This is a genomic window from Ruegeria sp. C9 (assembly GCF_056537585.1).
The window spans coordinates 17,650-34,197 of record NZ_JBQFRU010000012.1 but is presented as its reverse complement, the minus strand read 5'-3'; the positions used below and the strand labels follow the sequence as shown (position 1 = coordinate 34,197).

18 protein-coding genes and 1 pseudogene are annotated in these 16,548 nt (G+C 54.6%); 11 read left to right on the top strand and 8 right to left on the bottom strand.

Translation table 11 applies throughout. The features are described 5' to 3' along the window. Positions 1-9: 9 nt before the first annotated feature. Positions 10-274, bottom strand: a pseudogene (locus ACR0NE_RS21230) (IS6 family transposase); the annotation flags it as partial. A gap of 150 nt (positions 275-424) precedes the next feature. Here ACR0NE_RS21230 and ACR0NE_RS21225 point away from each other — a divergent pair. The 6 genes from ACR0NE_RS21225 to ACR0NE_RS21200 all read left to right on the top strand — a co-directional run bounded on the left by ACR0NE_RS21225 (position 425) and on the right by ACR0NE_RS21200 (position 4,993). Continuing rightward, on the top strand, positions 425-1,045 hold the full coding sequence (locus ACR0NE_RS21225) for a glutathione S-transferase (RefSeq protein ID WP_170598801.1): 621 nt from the start codon (positions 425-427) through the stop codon (positions 1,043-1,045). A gap of 36 nt (positions 1,046-1,081) precedes the next feature. Further along, positions 1,082-1,750, top strand: coding sequence for a cupin domain-containing protein (locus tag ACR0NE_RS21220; protein WP_170399734.1), 669 nt, complete (start codon positions 1,082-1,084; stop codon positions 1,748-1,750). A gap of 3 nt (positions 1,751-1,753) precedes the next feature. Further along, on the top strand, positions 1,754-2,437 hold the full coding sequence (locus tag ACR0NE_RS21215; protein ID WP_170567691.1) for an SDR family NAD(P)-dependent oxidoreductase: 684 nt from the start codon (positions 1,754-1,756) through the stop codon (positions 2,435-2,437). Between the two features lie 3 nt (positions 2,438-2,440). After that, the gene (locus ACR0NE_RS21210) at positions 2,441-3,502 is read left to right on the top strand and encodes an NAD(P)/FAD-dependent oxidoreductase (protein ID WP_170598798.1); all 1,062 of its coding nucleotides are present in this window, start codon (positions 2,441-2,443) and stop codon (positions 3,500-3,502) included. Between the two features lie 6 nt (positions 3,503-3,508). Further along, positions 3,509-4,072, top strand: coding sequence for a TetR/AcrR family transcriptional regulator (locus ACR0NE_RS21205; RefSeq protein ID WP_170403683.1), 564 nt, complete (start codon positions 3,509-3,511; stop codon positions 4,070-4,072). 63 nt (positions 4,073-4,135) lie between these two features. Beyond that, positions 4,136-4,993, top strand: a complete 858-nt coding sequence (locus ACR0NE_RS21200) for an SDR family oxidoreductase (RefSeq protein ID WP_170598795.1) — start codon at positions 4,136-4,138, stop codon at positions 4,991-4,993. 4 nt (positions 4,994-4,997) lie between these two features. Here the strand turns inward: ACR0NE_RS21200 and ACR0NE_RS21195 are convergent, their stop codons facing one another. After that, positions 4,998-5,192 carry a CGNR zinc finger domain-containing protein gene (locus ACR0NE_RS21195; RefSeq protein WP_480459946.1) on the bottom strand — a complete coding sequence of 65 codons (195 nt, stop codon included), beginning with the start codon at positions 5,190-5,192 and terminating at the stop codon, positions 4,998-5,000. Between the two features lie 609 nt (positions 5,193-5,801). Here ACR0NE_RS21195 and ACR0NE_RS21190 point away from each other — a divergent pair. Then, the gene (locus tag ACR0NE_RS21190; protein ID WP_170598792.1) at positions 5,802-6,809 is read left to right on the top strand and encodes an adenylate/guanylate cyclase domain-containing protein; all 1,008 of its coding nucleotides are present in this window, start codon (positions 5,802-5,804) and stop codon (positions 6,807-6,809) included. A gap of 297 nt (positions 6,810-7,106) precedes the next feature. Here the strand turns inward: ACR0NE_RS21190 and ACR0NE_RS21185 are convergent, their stop codons facing one another. Then, positions 7,107-7,799, bottom strand: a complete 693-nt coding sequence (locus tag ACR0NE_RS21185) for a class I SAM-dependent methyltransferase (RefSeq protein WP_480459945.1) — start codon at positions 7,797-7,799, stop codon at positions 7,107-7,109. 51 nt (positions 7,800-7,850) lie between these two features. Between ACR0NE_RS21185 and ACR0NE_RS21180 the strand changes: the two genes are divergently transcribed. Next, positions 7,851-8,750, top strand: coding sequence for a LysR family transcriptional regulator (locus ACR0NE_RS21180; RefSeq protein ID WP_170598789.1), 900 nt, complete (start codon positions 7,851-7,853; stop codon positions 8,748-8,750). Between the two features lie 16 nt (positions 8,751-8,766). Beyond that, positions 8,767-9,258: an ATP-binding protein gene (locus ACR0NE_RS21175; protein ID WP_170598786.1), complete on the top strand. Its 492-nt coding sequence runs from the start codon at positions 8,767-8,769 to the stop codon at positions 9,256-9,258. Between the two features lie 99 nt (positions 9,259-9,357). Here the strand turns inward: ACR0NE_RS21175 and ACR0NE_RS21170 are convergent, their stop codons facing one another. Both ACR0NE_RS21170 and ACR0NE_RS21165 read right to left on the bottom strand, forming a co-directional pair. Then, positions 9,358-9,792 (bottom strand): DUF4345 domain-containing protein, encoded by a 435-nt coding sequence (locus tag ACR0NE_RS21170; protein ID WP_170399705.1) that lies wholly within the window; start codon positions 9,790-9,792, stop codon positions 9,358-9,360. A gap of 28 nt (positions 9,793-9,820) precedes the next feature. Beyond that, complete coding sequence (locus ACR0NE_RS21165) at positions 9,821-10,648, bottom strand: NmrA family NAD(P)-binding protein (protein ID WP_170399701.1); 828 nt, start codon at positions 10,646-10,648, stop codon at positions 9,821-9,823. Here ACR0NE_RS21165 and ACR0NE_RS21160 point away from each other — a divergent pair. Next, a complete protein-coding gene (locus ACR0NE_RS21160; RefSeq protein ID WP_170399653.1) occupies positions 10,642-11,781 on the top strand; it encodes an AraC family transcriptional regulator in 1,140 nt (379 codons plus the stop codon). The two genes, ACR0NE_RS21165 and ACR0NE_RS21160, sit on opposite strands and share 7 nt — an antisense overlap. A 313-nt stretch (positions 11,782-12,094) precedes the next feature. On the opposite strand, the gene ACR0NE_RS21155 is transcribed toward ACR0NE_RS21160, so the two are convergent. The 3 genes from ACR0NE_RS21155 to ACR0NE_RS21145 are packed head-to-tail and all read right to left on the bottom strand — an operon-like array spanning position 12,095 to position 15,207. Continuing rightward, positions 12,095-14,068 carry a pyridoxamine 5'-phosphate oxidase family protein gene (locus ACR0NE_RS21155; protein ID WP_170598783.1) on the bottom strand — a complete coding sequence of 658 codons (1,974 nt, stop codon included), beginning with the start codon at positions 14,066-14,068 and terminating at the stop codon, positions 12,095-12,097. Between the two features lie 26 nt (positions 14,069-14,094). Continuing rightward, positions 14,095-14,571, bottom strand: coding sequence for a nuclear transport factor 2 family protein (locus ACR0NE_RS21150; RefSeq protein WP_170598780.1), 477 nt, complete (start codon positions 14,569-14,571; stop codon positions 14,095-14,097). 12 nt (positions 14,572-14,583) lie between these two features. Further along, positions 14,584-15,207: a glutathione S-transferase gene (locus ACR0NE_RS21145; protein ID WP_170598777.1), complete on the bottom strand. Its 624-nt coding sequence runs from the start codon at positions 15,205-15,207 to the stop codon at positions 14,584-14,586. A gap of 107 nt (positions 15,208-15,314) precedes the next feature. Here ACR0NE_RS21145 and ACR0NE_RS21140 point away from each other — a divergent pair, with 107 nt between their 5' ends. Continuing rightward, positions 15,315-16,217, top strand: a complete 903-nt coding sequence (locus ACR0NE_RS21140; RefSeq protein WP_170598774.1) for a LysR family transcriptional regulator — start codon at positions 15,315-15,317, stop codon at positions 16,215-16,217. Positions 16,218-16,548: the final 331 nt, after the last annotated feature.

The following is a 16,548-nucleotide window of genomic DNA, read 5'->3' as shown; positions in this document are numbered from 1 at the left end:
CCTTCACAAAACCTCATCCACATGCCACTTCCATTTCGAGAATGCGCCCAGTTGTTGCACCCGCTTTCTTCGGATCTCAGAGGCAAACATCGGGCCAAACCTGTTCCACCAATAGCGGACAGTTTCGTGGCTGACATCGATACCTCGCTCGTGCAGCAGATCTTCGACATTCCGAAGCGAGAGCGAGAAACGGTTGTACTGCATCACCGCAAGGCGGATGATCTCAGGACAGGTGTTTATAGTATTTGAAAGAAGCAGGTCCGGTAATGGGCAATAGCTACGCAATACCCCTGTCCCACTCAAACAAAGTTCTTTTGACAAGACCATCAGAGCAATTCAATCTGACAAGACGCAATAAAGGCTTGCAATACTATCTACCTATTGATAGGTAGATAGTATTGCAAGCCCTGACGGAGGTACTCAGATGAAGATTTATGACGTCGAAGGGTTCCCGAACCCTGCCCGTGTTCGTATTGCGCTGGCTGAAAAAGGTGCGTCAGACAAAGTTGAATACATCCCTGTGGATGTGATGGGCGGCGAACATCGTACGCCTGAGTTCAAAGCCAAAAACCCCGATGCCGCGGTGCCTTGTTTGGAACTGGAAGATGGATCGCACATCGCTCAATGCAACGCGATCACTGAATATATCGACGCAACCTTCGATGGCCCATCATTGACCGGCGTGACTGCGCAAGAGCGCGCCCGAATCTCGATGATGAACCTGCGCGCGGAAAACGGTCTGTTGAATGCGGTCGGCACCTACTTCCACCATGCCACACCTGGCCTCGGCCCGGACCTGGAAACCTATCAATGCGCCGAATGGGGCAACAAACAGAAAGAGGTTGCCGGAAACACTATGGCCTATCTGGATGCGGTATTGGCCGAAAACGAATACTTGGCTGGAGACACATTCTCGGTGGCTGATATCACCGCCTTTGCAGGATTGGCGTTCGCCGATTTTGCCAAAGTTGAAATTCCTGAAACCCTGACCAACCTGCAAGCTTGGCGTGCTAAGATGGCGGCCCGTCCATCTATCGCCGGCTAAGCGAGAACTGCCATTTAAGTTGAAAGGACCCCTCCCATGGAACTCAACTCGGACTTCTCTTCGCGTGTCGTTGTTCACTCTGATCAGCTTGAGTGGCAGGCCTCGCCCATGAAGGGTGTGGACCGGCGCATGCTGGACCGAATTGGTGGCGAAGTCGCCCGCGCCACCACCATTGTGCGCTATGCACCAGGCAGCAAGTTTTCGGCCCACACCCATACAGGCGGTGAAGAGTTCATCGTTCTGGACGGCGTCTTTCAGGATGAGCATGGCGATTTCCCGGAAGGCACCTATGTGCGCAATCCGCCCACAACCGGGCACACGCCCGGCTCAGAACCCGGCTGCACGATCTTCGTCAAACTCTGGCAGTTCGACATGGAGGACCGCAATCAGTTCCGCAAAACCATGGCCGACGAACTGGCCGCACCCGTGAACGGGGTCGCCACTGCGACCCTGCACAAGGATGACCGCGAGGTTGTCACTTACAGCCATGTTGATGCAGGCACCGAGATTACTTCGAATGCGCCGGGTGGTATTGAGCTGTTAATGATTGGCGGATCGCTGACCTCAGGCGGTGACGTTCTGAAAAAGAACGACTGGCTACGCCTGCCTGAGGGTGAAGCGCTGTCGGCTATGGCTGGCCCAGACGGGGCGAAGGTCTGGATGAAGACTGGCCACCTGCCCTTTGCACAGCCACCGGTGGTTTAATTCATGAGTAGCAAGAAACCTCTGGCGATTGTCGCCGGTGCGGGAGCTGGCCTTGGCCAGTCCCTTCTCGCGCGGTTTCAGGCAGGTGGCATGACGGCCATTGGTCTTGGACGGACGCAGCCGCAGGAAACGATCGCGCCGTTTCATCAGGTCGATCTGTCCGATCCGAGTGCGGTTGCGCCAGTGATTTCTGAATTGATCGCTACGCATGGCCCGCCGAAGATCGTGGTGCACAATACGGCTGAGCTGGTGATCGCGCCATTCCCCGAAACCGCATTGGAAGACTATCAGAGAACGTGGACATCAATGGTGCAATCTTTGGTCCTGCTGGGGCAATGTGTTCTGCAACCGATGGTGCGCGGCGGTGGTGGCGCGCTGATCGTTTCGGGGGCCACAGCGTCGCTGCGCGGCGGCCCACGGTTTTCCGCTTTTGCGTCGGCTAAGTTCGCCCTGCGCGGGCTGACACAATCGCTGGCACGTGAATATCAACCGGCTGGCGTACATATCTCGCACGTCGTTTTGGACGGGATCATCGATACACCCCGCTCGCGGGATTTGCACTCGCTGGATCCGTCGAAGATGATGAAACCGGACGAGATTGCCGAGGCCTACTGGCAGTTAGCCCATCAACCGCAATCCACCTGGACCCATGAGCTGGACCTGCGCCCGGCATCTGAGGGGTTCTGAGCGATGCAGACGCAAACTCTGATCATTGGCGCAGGCCTTTCTGGCCTCTGCCTTGCGCGACAGCTACAGGCACGAAACCATGACTACCTGCTGGTCGAAGCGCGGGGTCGTCCGGGCGGACGTATCTTGACGGAAAGGCTGGAGGGTGGGTACTTCGACATGGGTCCCGCCTGGTTCTGGCCCGGGCAGCCGCGTATTGCAGCGTTAATAAAGCGGCTCGGACTGGAGTGGTTCGAGCAATATTCAACAGGCGCTCTCAGCTTTGAAAACGAGATCGGCCAGGTCGAGCGCGATCGCGGGTTTGCCTCGATGCAAGGATCTTATCGCTTGAAAGGTGGTCTGGGCGCCCTCACTGATGCGCTTGCCGCTGAGATACCGCCGAAGCGGCTCATCTTATCCGCGCCTATCGTCGGGTTAGAGAAGTCTGCGTCTGGGATCACCGCGACCGCTCAAACTGGGCAGGTCATTCATGCTCAGGAAATCGTACTGGCCCTCCCTCCTCGCGTGGCGAGCAAGATCGCGTTCTCACCTGCTTTACCAGATGAAGCTTTAGCGGCAATGACTGGGATCGCGACTTGGATGGCCGGTCAGGCCAAAGTCATCGCTGTCTATGATACCCCGTTCTGGCGCACGGCCTGGCTGTCCGGTGACGCGATGAGCCGCAGGGGGCCGATGGTGGAAATACACGACGCCTCCCCTGCCGAGGGCGGACCTTACGCGTTGTTCGGCTTTATCGGCTTACCCCCGCGCACCCGTAGCAACGAAGAACGGCTGCGGCAGTTGCTCAAAGAGCAACTGTCCAGGCTGTTCGGCGCCGAAGCTGCGGAGCCAAAGACACTCTTTGTCAAAGATTGGGCCTTTGACCTGTTCACCTCTATCGAAGCGGATCAACAGCCGTTATACGCTCATCCGCAATACGGGCTGCCCCATGCGATGACCCGTCTGTGGGATGGCCGACTAATCTTTGGCGGGACCGAAGTTGCACCACAGTTCGGGGGCTATATCGAAGGCGCCCTGGAGTCTGCGGAAAACGCGCTGGCCCTGATCATGACGGAAAAGGTTTGAGCACGTATGACGAGTGATACCAAGACGGCCCTTCTGGATGTTGCCGAACACGCTGCGCGCGCGAGGGGGTTTGACGGGTTCAGCTATGCCGATCTGGCAGAGGCGGTGGGTATTCGCAAGGCGTCAATCCACTATCATTTCCCGACCAAAGCGGCGCTGTCGGCGGCACTCATGGGTCGCTATCATGAGACCCTGCAGGCAGAGTGCAACCGCATCCGGGTAGAACACAAAACCGGGGCCGAGCAATTGCTGGCCCTGATCGACCTCTACCGGGATGCACTCAATGACGGGAAAACCTTGTGCCTCTGCGTGTCGCTTATCAGCAGCCGTGAAAGCCTTTCGGATGACGTGATCCAAAAGATCAAAAAATTCCGCGCCATGATGGTTACCCAAATCGAAGAGATCCTGAAGCTTGGCCAAGAGGACAAGTCAATCACCGGTATCACCGATCCGATCTCGGAGTCCCGTGCGATACTGGCCCTTTTGGAAGGCGCGCATCTGACCGCGCGCGCAGAAGAGAATGTGAATACCTTCGATGAGGCTTTGGGCGTTTTAAAGTCCCGCTGTTGACCTTCGCCCCGACACATCGGATCGTTGCCGCAAGCAATTCATTTGATATTCGGAGCTTCCATTATGCCCAAAGTCATTCTGATCACCGGCACGTCGACCGGCCTTGGTGTTCAAATCGCCGTACAAGCGGCCCAATCGGGCCATACTGTCTACGCTACTATGCGAAACCTCGCCAAGCGCGGCATCTTGGATGCGGCCGCCTCTGACGCTGGCGTCAATTTCAACGTGCTTGAGCTGGACGTGCAGAACAGCGCCAGCGTAAACGCCGCGGTCGATCAGATCATCGCGAACGAGGGGCGGATCGATAAGCTGATCAACAATGCGGGTGCTGGATTTGTTCGTACAACCGAACAAGCCAGCGAAGAAGACGTCGCTTGGGTCATGGATGTGAATTTCATGGGTGTCGTGCGCTGCACAAAAGCGGTGATGCCACACATGCGCGCAGCACGCTCGGGCCATGTCATCACAATCTCATCCGTAGGCGGCCTAGTGGGTCAGCCGTTCAACGAGATCTACTGCGCCGCAAAGTTCGCGGTTGAGGGGTACACTGGGGCTTTGGCCAGCTACGTCACGCCCAATTTCGGTATCCATTTCTCGACAGTTGAACCGGGCGGTATTCAATCCGAGTTTGCGACCAATGTGCTGAAACATGTCGAGGCCACGGGTGGGATGCTTGAGGATGAGTATCTACCTATTCTCCAGAAGTATATCGGTGGCGCTCAGGCGCGAATGGATGGCAGCGATATCTATCAAACTTCGGAACAAGTGGCATCAGTTGTCATGGGTGTGGTTGAAGCCTCTGACCCGCCGATCCGCGTTCGCACTTCAAACTGGGGTGAGGCGTTTACTCGCCTGAAAACCGAAGCAGACCCGGATGGAAAAAAGCAACAAGCAGCCGTGATTGAGCAGTTCCTAAGCTAAAACCTTACTGGTGTAAGTCTGCTCTGAATGCGGCAGCCTTGCTGCAATTGCCACAGGTTTCCATGCTGCACCATCGGCGACGTCCGCTTTTTGCGATGTCGAGGAACACCAGCACGCGTCGATCATGCGTACAATCCCTGATCCTTTTCGGATCGGTTTCTGTCGGCAATATCGTAAAGCTTTTCGCGACCAGCGCCATGAAAACCATTGCACGCGTCACGTCATTTCACTCGGTGATAGACCATTCAGCATCATCCAAATGTCGCCGTTTCTAGAATTGGTCAGGGGTATAAGCCAGACCGCTTAGAGAAAAGGTGCCTGCAGGCAATCGCGGCGTCCGACAATCCAATGATAACACCCCGCGGTGGGAGCTTTGCTTGATCCAACGCAGGGCCTTCAATCCGGTCGCCCGACAGACTCACCGTCGAACCCAACAATTTCGCGCAGAATCATGAAAAAGCACTCACTCGTTTATCTGGCACTCGCGGCACTCGTGAACGTGGGTAGACGCACTAAAGCGCGTTCGACAATCGGAAGCGCGAGCCAACTGGATTGCATTCAACGGCCCATACTAGGCCTTTGACCGACCTTGAGGGCGCTGCGGCGCGGCCCGTCAGACCGGACTATCGGCGCAATCGCAAGGCGGGATGGCAGACTTCGTACGTTTTGCGGGTCAAAGCGCCAATTCGCTGCATTTGCCTATGAATTCTCCGCGTGACAAAGTGAATGCGCCGACCCTTGAAGTTCACGTTCCCGCCACCCAACGATTCTGATAGCAAAACAGAGAATTCTCGTTCCGGGGGCAGCGTTGATCGACAGACTAACAGCGATTTTTGCTTTGAAGGTCATTGCAGTTTCTATGTGCATTGGCGCGCTCACGCCTCTCATATTCCTAGACGGATACGAGAAACCAGTGGATGCAATTGTCGGCAGTTTGACCGGGTTAATCATTGGTGCAGGATGCCTAACGGTTGAGCTCACCTTTCTCTCTAATCAATCGATCCGATGGCTGCGGCAGACCCCGCTTATCGTCATAATCGGCTTTAGGGCCGTCACTTATAGTCTGATTATCGTTATCGGGATCATACTTCCCGCGCGCGTACTGCTTGATCAGAGACTCTGGCAGGAACCTGAGTTTGCATTCAACTTTGCTCTATCCGCTGCGATCGCTTCTGTCATTTCCACGTCAGTTGAACTGCTAAGACTGTTAGGCCGGGAGGCAACTTTGGCAATCTTCACCGGACAATATCGACGCCCCCGGCTAGAAAACCGAATTGTTCTTTTTGCCGACCTGGTAGGGTCGACCTCGCTCGCGGAGCGGATTGGCGATTTGAGATTCCACGAGTTCCTTTCTGACGTGTCCTACGATCTGTCCCAGCCCATAGAGAGCAGTGGGGGCGAAGTGCATCGATACGTGGGAGACGCAGTCATCGTGACATGGCCGACAGCGAGCCCGAAGAGTTACGAACGGAGTTTTGTGTGCGCGAAGGAAATGCCCCGCACGTTAGAGAGTAAGACCGAAGAATACGTCGCCAGATTTGGGCAAGAGGCAAAGATCAGGGTGGCTCTACATTGTGGGCCGGTTGCGGCAGGTGAGATCGGGACATGGAAAAAGGAGGTAGCCTTGCTGGGCGACACAATGAACACCGTCGCCCGGATAGAAAGTGCTGCCAGAGACTTCGGAGTAGAAGTGGTGATCTCGGATGCTGTCAGGGAACAACTGTCCGATGAAGTTAACAAAATGCTATCCCAACTTCCCGCCTACAATGCCCGCGGAAAAACCGATCAAATGGCGCTTTGGACCATCGCTAAGTGATTTGCCATTGCAGAAGCTATCGAAATCTAAACACTTGGGCCGTTCGTGTGGACGGCTCAGACCTTCTATTGGCAAACAGTTCTCAACGCTGAATCGCGGCCCGACAGACCTTACTTTCGCCGCGGCCGCAACATCTGGTTCTTATAAACTCATGGTTTTCGGGCAACGCCGCCAATCGCAATAGCTTTCTAAAGGTGGAAACAAACCTGAATGCAGTCCATTCATTCACGAATGTACTGTTATTGGTGATGTGACACAGATAGCGTTTCCACTTGCAAAGCTGAATGAACTAGAGCTTCAAGGTTTTTGCGCGACAACATAACGACTCTGGAGCATCGAGGCTTGATCGGAAGTATCCAGGATTTCAAAGCCTGCGCGCTCAATTTTCCTATCAAGCATCGACATAGACACGAAATTCACAAACGGGGCTTTCCCAAAAAACTGCATGATAGGTATCGCGACACGACTGATCATCGCATACTTGAACCCACCATTCTCAGGCGCGCACACCGTTTTGGATATGAAAACACCACCGGATTTTGTCAATTTGGCAATATGCTCTAGCGCTTGATCCAAATCAGGCAGGAGATGAAGCAGGTTATGCGCCAGAACCGCATCGTAACCACCTTCAACAGGATCGTGCTCGAGAACTTCGGCCACCTTGAAAGTGACATTCTCCAATCCTTCTTTAGCACGCTTCTCGTTGGCAATCTCGATCATGCCCGGAGCGAGATCCGAGGCGGTGATATGGTTGACATGCGGTGCAAGCAACAGCGCGGTTGAACCCGTCCCGCAACCGATTTCCAGTACACTGTCTTCTGCTTTTAGGTGCGACTTCGTACGTTCGAGTGTGTTCAGATACCCTTCCATGTTCCGGATTGGGTCCGCCGCATACTTTCGCGAGATTCTGCTCCAGAACGCGGCATCTTTGGACAAAGCAGCCATTTTATTACTCTCTTTCAAGTTTGTTGTCGCATCCCATACATCCATACACACATTTACTAAATTGCCATAATTCGCAGAAGTGTTATGCATAAATGCATGAACTGGAATGCCATCAATTTCGACTGGAATCAGGTACGGACCTTTCTTGCGACGGCTGAAGAAGGCTCGTTTTCCGCAGCGGCGCGCGTTCTCGAGCAAACTCAACCTACTGTCGGTCGTCAGGTTGCGGCGCTGGAATTGGCGCTTGGGATCACCCTGTTTGAAAGAGTTGGTAAATCGCTTAGTCTAACGACCGCTGGCGCCGAGCTTTTGTTGCATGTCAGAGAAATGGCGGATGTCGCGCACAGGATCTCCCTTACTGCTACAAGCCAGTCGCAAACTGTCGAAGGGCAAGTCAGGATCACCGCGTCAGATGTGATGTCTGCCTATCAGCTGCCGCCTATACTGAAAAAGATCCGACTTGCAGCACCGCGTCTTGAGATCGACGTCGTTGCTGCCAATGACTTACGAGACATACAGAAACGTGAGGCTGATATCGCCATCCGACATGTACGCCCGACGCAACCAGATCTGACCGCAAAGCTTGTTGCCGAGGCGACGGCACATTTTTACGCAGCACCTGCGTACCTTGATCAGTTGGGAAGGCCGAAAAATGAAAACGAGCTCGCAAAGTTGGATTTCGTGGGGTTTGGCGACATTGACACGATGATCGGTTTTCTCGATCCGGCGGGCGTTAAGGTCACTCGAAAGAGTTTCCGGATTGGCTCGCAAAGCGGAATTGTATCCTGGGAGCTGGTGCGCCAAGGGTTTGGCATCAGTGTAATGTCGGATGACGTGGCTGCCTTGACACCAGGTGTGGAGCGCGTGCTACCCGACCGAGAGCCGTTTAAGTTCCCGATTTGGCTGGCGACGCACTCGGAATTACATACTGCGCGAAGGATCAGGTTGGTGTTTGATCAACTTGCAGATCAACTGAGCACAGGGGCCATTAGGTAGTCCGGGAGTTCACCCTATGTCACAGGTCCAACCAACGCTTCACTTGCTTTGTGGTAAAGTCGCCTCAGGAAAATCAAGTCTGGCGGCGAAACTTGCGAATAGCGGCGGGGCGGTGCTCATTTCAGAAGATGAATGGCTTAGCGTCCTATTCGGCGACCAGATGAACTCCCTGCAGGATTATGTAAATTACGCTTTGAAATTGCGGCCGGTCATGGGGCGGCACATCGCATCGTTGCTGAAGGCCGGGGTTTCTGTCATTCTCGACTTTCCGGCGAACACAATTGAAAACAGAGCCTGGATGCGCAAGCTGCTGGAAGAAACTGCTGCGACGCACCAGCTTCACTTTTTGGACTTACCGGATGAGGTTTGTCTGCGCCGGCTGCACAAGCGCAACAGTGAAGGTGCGCATGCCTTTGCAGCAACGGAAGATCAATATTGGCGTTTGGCGAGGTATTTCGAGGCACCATCACCCGAAGAAGGTTTTAATGTCATAACTCACAATCGGTAGCGCCAGCCATTCAGTATTTCGCGGAGTCACTCAGATATTTTGGCCACCCACTCTGTATCGGTGAATGGCCAAATGCACTCAGGCAGCTTTCACTGTGTCTCAAATCCGAAGTTTACGCGACGACATGAGGTGCATGCCAGCTTTCGTTAGCCGCCCTTTGCTCGCGGCCCACAAACACAGCAGTCCAAGTACCATCTCTATCCCAAGAGCAGAAAGGATGCTGTCCGATGGTCGTCCATCAAGCATAATGCTGACCACGCGCCCCGCGGCAAAGGCGAAGAACACAGTGGCTCCAAGCCAAGCTGATGTCTGGGCCATCTTTTGGTATAGCGCTCCCGACAGAATGATCAGGCCAAGTGCAGCCAGATTGGCAGCAGGTGCGCGCAATTCGCTCATCAAGTTCGGTTGCGGCGAAATATCAATGCCGTAGCTGGAGTAAAAGGCCAGTGGGGCCAGCGTGATGATCAGCCCCAGGGTGGCTGCAACAAGACCCGCCAACCCCAGGACAAGCCTGCGTTTTACGTCAAACGTCATGATTGTGTTCCTTTGTCGTCAGACCGACTCATGCAGCTTGTGCCCAAGCGCCAGACTTTGCGGCTTCATCAGCAAAATCAGAGAAATCGCGCGGAGCTCTCCCCAAGGCACGTTGAACACCGTCCGCAGTGTTCGCATTGCGACCATCAAGCGTTTCCCTCGCTATGTCAGTAATCACGTCAGCAATCATCTCTCCGCTCGCGTTGATGATTTCCGCATGGAAGTCTTCAAACGAAATCGGCACATATTGCACGGTTCTGCCCATTGCGCGCGAAAGTTCGGCAGCCATTTCGGCAAATGTCATGAGACGCGGCCCTGTAACTTCATACAGCTCACCAGTGTGTCCTTCCTCGGTCAAGGCGGCGACGGCAACGTCGGCAATGTCGTCCACGTCGATAATCGGTTCACGCACGTCACCTGCGGGCATGGGCAACACACCGGCCATTACCGGCTCCAGCAATGCACCTTCAGAGTAGTTTTGCGCAAACCACGCCGCACGGACGATCGTAAAGGGCACACCGGAGTTCCGAACAACCCCTTCAGCACGTTCGGCATGAAATTCTCCGCGACCTGTTAACAGCACAAGTCGCTGCAGTCCTTTTTCTCGAGCCAATGCCGTGAAGGCCGCAACTTGCTCGACCGCGCCCGGAAAGGCGATGTCAGGAAAATAGGAAATATAGGCGGCAGAAACACCGTCCAGGATTGCGGGCCATGTCTGCGGTTTTTCCCAATCAAATGGGGTTTTGCTATTCCGCGATCCACGCCGAACTGCATGACCCCTGTCTTCAAGGCGCGTCACGATACGTGATCCGGTTTTACCTGTTGCGCCAAGTACGAGAATGGTTTGCTGTGTCATCGGTCATCTCCTTAAAATCAGTCAATGACCCCAAAATAGGTAAGCACGAAGGACGAAAAAGTCTGCATTGTCCTAACTTTTTATCCATTCATCCAAATACTGTAGACAATTGGGAAGATATCGAACAGTCTGGTGCAGTGAGCCAGATCAACCCCCATATTCCCGACCCCCATGCACTGGCGCAGCCAATCGGTGATCCGCTCGGGGAAATTCTTCATCTTCTGAAACTGACGGGTACATTCTATTGCCAGTCGCGCATGTCTGCGCCTTGGGGCGTTTCTATACCGGGTTTCCCCGAAATACTGAGCTTTGCGGTCATTACGCACGGGCGTTGCTTTATGAGGGTCGGAGAAGATGTGCCGTTTGAAGTCGAGAAAGGCGACTTGGTTCTGATGACAAATGGCGCGCCAGTTGGGTTCTCCAGCTCAAAAGACACCCCACTTTTGAAACTGGAAGAACTGCCCATACGCAAGGTGACCGAGCTCTACGAAACGCTAGAGCACGGCGGTGGTGGAGCCGAGACCGGAATCATGTACGGGCTCGTCAGGATAGATCACGCGGCCAGCGGCATGTTGATGGCCTTGCTTCCCGACGTACTCAAAATCGATCCGTGGGAAGAGGATGCAGGGAGCTGGCTACAAGCAACTTTGCAATTCATTGCAAGAGAGGCGCGTGAATTACGACCGGGCGGCGAAACAGTGATTACACGCTTGGCCGATGTGGTTGTCATCGAGGCTATTCGCCGATGGTTGAACAGTGCGCCCGACGCCAATCGAGGTTGGCTGAAAGCCGCCAGAGACCAACAGATTGGCCGCACTATTGTTTCCATTCATCGCGCACCCGCAGCAAACTGGACAGTCGAGTCTCTTGCACAGGTTGCAGGTATGTCCAGATCGGCATTTTCCGCACGGTTTACCGAGCTCGTCGGTGTGCCGGCAATACAATACCTTGCGACCTGGCGGATGCATCTGGCGCGAGAACGATTAATTGCTACCGATCAACCAATCTCGCAAATCGTGGCTGAGATCGGGTACCTATCTGAACCTTCTTTTAACAAAGCATTCAAACGGGTTTTTAACATGCCTCCAGGGAAAGTCCGCAAGCTGCAACATCAGTCACAAGGCGCTGTTTAGTCGAAAATAGACACGTCTTGCGAAAAGCGTATTTGCTTTGAGTCTAAACAGGTCGGCTTCAGGCTCGTTGCAGACTTCGGTGCAGACGCAGCGCAAGCGCCTTCCCCGTTCTCCACGATACATCCAACGGCCTAAACCGGGCCTTGCGCGGAGCGATCAGTTTCCGCGAGTGCAGCCCACATAGCGGTCATCGATCCGGGATAGCACTGAGGAAACCGGTATCGTTTCGACTTGGTGAAAACCTTTCCAACACTCAATCATAGAGTTGATTATGCTGCCCGGAGACGTCATGGGCAGGCTTTTTATCCCCCTATCAAAACACAAACGTCTCACGGTGAAGCCTTGCTTCCTCGAGGCCCAAATCGTTAAGCGCCGCTTCAGAACTGGTCATCAAAGTTTCAGGGCCGCACATATATACATCTCGCATTCCGAGATGCGCGACCGATTGAATGTCTTTGCTATGCATGCGTCGCTCCTGAAGCTGCAGCGGCTGATCGGTGAATGCTGCGTTCAGATCATCGCGAGCGGATTTCGCAGCCAATGCGTTTTCGCCTGCGCTTTGAAACGCGACAATACGTAGTGTCACCTGGTCCGAAACACAGCTGTTTTTTTTCGCAAAGTGCTGCAGAACTGCAATGTCATCGTCCCGACCGGAAAACAGAAACACGATATCGATGGACTGGTCCTGCGGGTAAGCCTCTACCACTTGTTTGAGTCCGTCCCACATCACCATGAACGGGGTGATGCCAACGCCACCCGCGATCCAAAGCATCTTTGCTGGGAACTTTGGGGGGCTGCCCTCAGCCACTTCGGAAAAACAGGAAAAGCCCGCTCCGGTGCCCTTGAATTTAACTGGAAGATTGTACGCGATCAGCTTCTCCGCATTGTTGTGCAGGAGGTTGGACATCAGACCGCCTGGTTTGAGTTTGACCGTAACACTGATCCGATTGGTCGTGCGAAACGCGTTGTTCTCTTCGTCAAACTTTGGCGCTCCGGAAAGCGTCCATGTGCGGACGTAATCCTCGTTCACAAGCTGAGGGTTCGTCTCGTTCATGTGGCTGTATCCGGCGTCCACCAGGTCGGAGAAGTCAAAGACGCCAAAGCCACCAGGCAATGGGGCATTGATTGCCTCAGACAACTCGAATTCGAAGGTACTGATTGTGCTGGACAGGGGTTTTGTAGCGATAAGCTTGGCGGTCAACGGGATGGCGGCGTCGTGCGCCTTTATTGCATGCCCCATCTTCTCCAACTCTGCGCGCAAATATTTGACCGGCGGATTGTAGGGGGAGAGTTGCTCTTTTGATGCCAGCTTGAGGTTTAGGCCTCCACGCACAAAAACCGCGCCCGTTACCTTGATACGTGTCAGCAGGCTCACGCGCGGCATCAGCGCATCTGCGTCATCCCCAAGCAGATTTTCAGCATCCCCCGTAATGTAGAGGATCTCACCGGTTTCAAAGTCTGGAAAGACCAGCCCAACCTTCGGGTCCGTTTCGATATTGCCCAGCGACTGGTAGAAGCGATTGCCAGAATGATCGGGCAGAACCAAATAGGTCGTAACCCGCGCTCCGTCGTTCTCCTCGTAGAGCCGGGTAAAGCCGGGCGCGCCGCCGCGATGATTGACGCCCATATCGGTCTGAGCGCCTGCAGTGGTGGCATCGCTTGTATGCTTTGTCGCCAAGAACAAGGTGCTGGCGCGCGCCACGACGGATTTGGCCTCATTCGACAGCACAGACGAGTGCACATCGAAGCCGTCATGGATAATTTCAGGGTTGCGTCGCGTGTGCCCTAAGGAACGGACTGTAATGTACTTTGGACAGTTCCCCAAGTGCTGATCGGACAACAGTTGTAACCTGATCTTCTCCTCGCCCTCGACATCTGCGGTACGTATGGAGCCCGCAATTTTGTTTCGTCGGCGGTTACCGAAATCGATCCCAACCCCGGCAAAGAGCCGCGCTTCAAGGCCCGATGCGGGATCCTGGCTCACAGCACGCACAAAGGGATCATGCGGATTGGTTTCCGCGACCACATGCGTGGTGTTCTGGCCCGCAACCTGAATGCCAACAGAAGGGTCGCTGTCTGATTGTGTAACCAGAAGGCTGACCCACGGACGCCCATTACGATCAAGCGTTGCGAGCGGCAAATAGGACAGACCCGCAAAGAAATCCGCATGCTGTTTCGGCATATCGCTTTCGATGTAGTGCGGAATCGCATCGCTCACCTCTTTGGGAGTGTGACGCCGCTCTTGCAGCATCAACTCACCTCTGTGCGATTTATGTATCTGTGCCATCGCTTGATCCTTTCACCAGAGCCACGCTAGAGCCCGAGATCGCTCAGACCGGGGTGGTCATCCGGACGGCGCCCCGGCGGCCAGCGGAACTTTCTGTCCGCCTCTTGGATGGGGTGTTCATTGATGCTGGCATACCGGCGTTCCATGTAGCCATCCTTGTCGAACTCCCAATTTTCATTGCCATAGGCCCGGAACCAGTTTCCGCCGTCATCGTGGTACTCATAGGCGTAGCGGACCGCGATGCGATTGCCGTCATGTGCCCAAAGCTCTTTGATCAGACGGTAGTCCAGTTCCTTGGCCCATTTCCGGGTCAAGAACTCCTCAATCTGATCGCGCCCTTGGGGAAACTCGATCCGGTTGCGCCACTTGCTGTCCGGCGTGTAGGCCAGCGCGACCTTGGCCGGATCCCGGCCGTTCCAGCCGTCCTCAGCCAGGCGCACCTTTTGAATGGCGGTTTCTTTTGAGAACGGTGGCAAAGGATGCCGTTGGGCTTCGGTCGTCATGGGTTTGCCCTTTCACTCTGCAACAAGACCAACAGCCGTCGCCGGCATCGCTTCAAAACCGGGCAAGGTCTCAAACCGAGCGAGCCAGGCGCGGACATTCGGGTATGGCTCGAGAGAGACATTCCCCTCCGGCGCGTGTGCCGTATAGGAGTAGTTAGCCACATCAGCGATCGTGGGTTGCTCGCCGACGAGCCAGTCGCGGCCCGTGAGCCCATGCTCCAGTTTCTGCATCGCTTTTTCGGCAGTCGCGGCTGCAAAGTTCGGGTCCAGCGGCGCGCCAAAGACGGTGATCAACCGCGCAGCGCAAGAACCAAACGCAATCTCTCCAGCCGCTAAAGTGAGCCAACGCTGCACGTTTGCTTCTCCGACCGCATCACTTGGTATCCAATCAGGCGCATATTTCCGCGCAAGATAGACAAGAATCGCGTTCGAGTCGGACACAACAACCTCGCCATCCTCAAGAACGGGCACTTGCCCATTTGGGTTCATGGCAAGAAATTCAGGCGACTTATGCGCGCCAGCTGCCAGATCGACGGGAACAACCTCATGTGCAATCCCGGCAAGTTTCGCAAAGACCAAAGCGCGGTGTGCATGGCCAGATTTGGCGAAATGGTGAATACGAACAGCGTTGGACATGGGTTTCTCCGGTTGGTTGCAGGTGTTGAACAAGCAATACACATTGCGCTTCTTGATTATAATCTCCTATATTTGACGAACTTTAAGCCCTCTGAAGGCGCAATGAGATGGACAAGATAGACCGCATGCGGGCCTTTGCGCTGGTTGCAAAGAACACGTCGTTCACCGTCGCTGCGCAGCGCATGGGGCGGTCTGCGCGTTTGGTCAGTAAGTACGTCGCTGATCTGGAAAACGCGCTTGGTGTACAGCTGCTCAATCGCACGACCCGCAGCGTGTCGTTGACAGATGCGGGTGCAACATACCTGATGTTGTGCGAGCCGCTTCTCGACGGATTCGACGAACTCGAAGACAGGGTCAGAAATGAGCAGGCGTCCCTTCGCGGTGTGATCCATATCTCGGCGCCAACGGGGTTTGGCGCATTGCGGTTGGTACCTTCGCTCGCCAAATTCGCTGAGAAACACCCCCATGTAGAGCTCGATCTGAAGTTTTCTGATCGCAGAGCGTCGATTGTTGAAGAAGGCCTCGACCTTGCTGTCAGGATTGGCCCAATGCGGGACAGCTCGCTCAAGGTTCGGCAATTGGGCCGCATGCCCTTGGTTGTCTGTGCCTCACCCACCTATTTGGAACGCGCAGGGCGCCCGGACCATCCCCGGGCACTGGCCAAACATGAGTGCATTCTCGATGGCAATATGACAGAGCCTACAGTGTGGAGGTTCGACTTCGGCGGCCAAGAAGAGGCTGTCCAAGTGACTGGACGCTTCCGAATGAATGCTCCCGCTGCGTCGGCTCGCCTTGCTGAACAAGGCGCCGCCATCGCACGGTGCCCGGCATATACAGTCGCAGATGCCTTACGGTCCGGCGATCTGGTCGAGCTGTTTCCGGAGAACCGGGTGTCGCCATATGTCGTCGCTGCATTATTTCCACAGAACAGGCGCATTACAACTCGGGTGCGCGCGCTTCTGGATCACCTAGCAGGCGACACGACTTTATGTCCTGATGGAAAGCGCTGACGGCCCGTTGCAGACATTCGACGTGTATCCGAAGTTCTGCGCTAAGAGCGCTCAGCAGAAATTCGAGTGGGCACGAGTTCTAAACCCGTTTGGCATTCATGCAGACAGATGGAGGTTATTTGAATAATTCTATCATTCCGTCGGATCCAAGTAGGGAGCTGCCGCTGGCCGGTTTTTTCAGAGCATGCATGTGATCAAATTGCATCATACAAAAGACCAGTCAGAAATTCGTTAATATATCGTTAATCGGAACATCAAAAAGCCATCCTTTTTTTTTTGCTGCTAACAAATACGCGGAGGTTTTCGCGCAAAAAAGTTGCGGTGGTTTCCA

Coding starts and splice junctions, on each gene's coding strand:
- ACR0NE_RS21225 (WP_170598801.1), top strand. CDS start 425: ATGAAGATTTATGACGTCGAAGGGTTCCCGAACCCTGCCCGTGTTCGT.
- ACR0NE_RS21220 (WP_170399734.1), top strand. CDS start 1,082: ATGGAACTCAACTCGGACTTCTCTTCGCGTGTCGTTGTTCACTCTGAT.
- ACR0NE_RS21215 (WP_170567691.1), top strand. CDS start 1,754: ATGAGTAGCAAGAAACCTCTGGCGATTGTCGCCGGTGCGGGAGCTGGC.
- ACR0NE_RS21210 (WP_170598798.1), top strand. CDS start 2,441: ATGCAGACGCAAACTCTGATCATTGGCGCAGGCCTTTCTGGCCTCTGC.
- ACR0NE_RS21205 (WP_170403683.1), top strand. CDS start 3,509: ATGACGAGTGATACCAAGACGGCCCTTCTGGATGTTGCCGAACACGCT.
- ACR0NE_RS21200 (WP_170598795.1), top strand. CDS start 4,136: ATGCCCAAAGTCATTCTGATCACCGGCACGTCGACCGGCCTTGGTGTT.
- ACR0NE_RS21195 (WP_480459946.1), bottom strand. CDS start 5,192: ATGGCGCTGGTCGCGAAAAGCTTTACGATATTGCCGACAGAAACCGAT.
- ACR0NE_RS21185 (WP_480459945.1), bottom strand. CDS start 7,799: ATGGATGTATGGGATGCGACAACAAACTTGAAAGAGAGTAATAAAATG.
- ACR0NE_RS21180 (WP_170598789.1), top strand. CDS start 7,851: ATGAACTGGAATGCCATCAATTTCGACTGGAATCAGGTACGGACCTTT.
- ACR0NE_RS21175 (WP_170598786.1), top strand. CDS start 8,767: ATGTCACAGGTCCAACCAACGCTTCACTTGCTTTGTGGTAAAGTCGCC.
- ACR0NE_RS21170 (WP_170399705.1), bottom strand. CDS start 9,792: ATGACGTTTGACGTAAAACGCAGGCTTGTCCTGGGGTTGGCGGGTCTT.
- ACR0NE_RS21165 (WP_170399701.1), bottom strand. CDS start 10,648: ATGACACAGCAAACCATTCTCGTACTTGGCGCAACAGGTAAAACCGGA.
- ACR0NE_RS21155 (WP_170598783.1), bottom strand. CDS start 14,068: ATGGCACAGATACATAAATCGCACAGAGGTGAGTTGATGCTGCAAGAG.
- ACR0NE_RS21150 (WP_170598780.1), bottom strand. CDS start 14,571: ATGACGACCGAAGCCCAACGGCATCCTTTGCCACCGTTCTCAAAAGAA.
- ACR0NE_RS21145 (WP_170598777.1), bottom strand. CDS start 15,207: ATGTCCAACGCTGTTCGTATTCACCATTTCGCCAAATCTGGCCATGCA.
- ACR0NE_RS21140 (WP_170598774.1), top strand. CDS start 15,315: ATGGACAAGATAGACCGCATGCGGGCCTTTGCGCTGGTTGCAAAGAAC.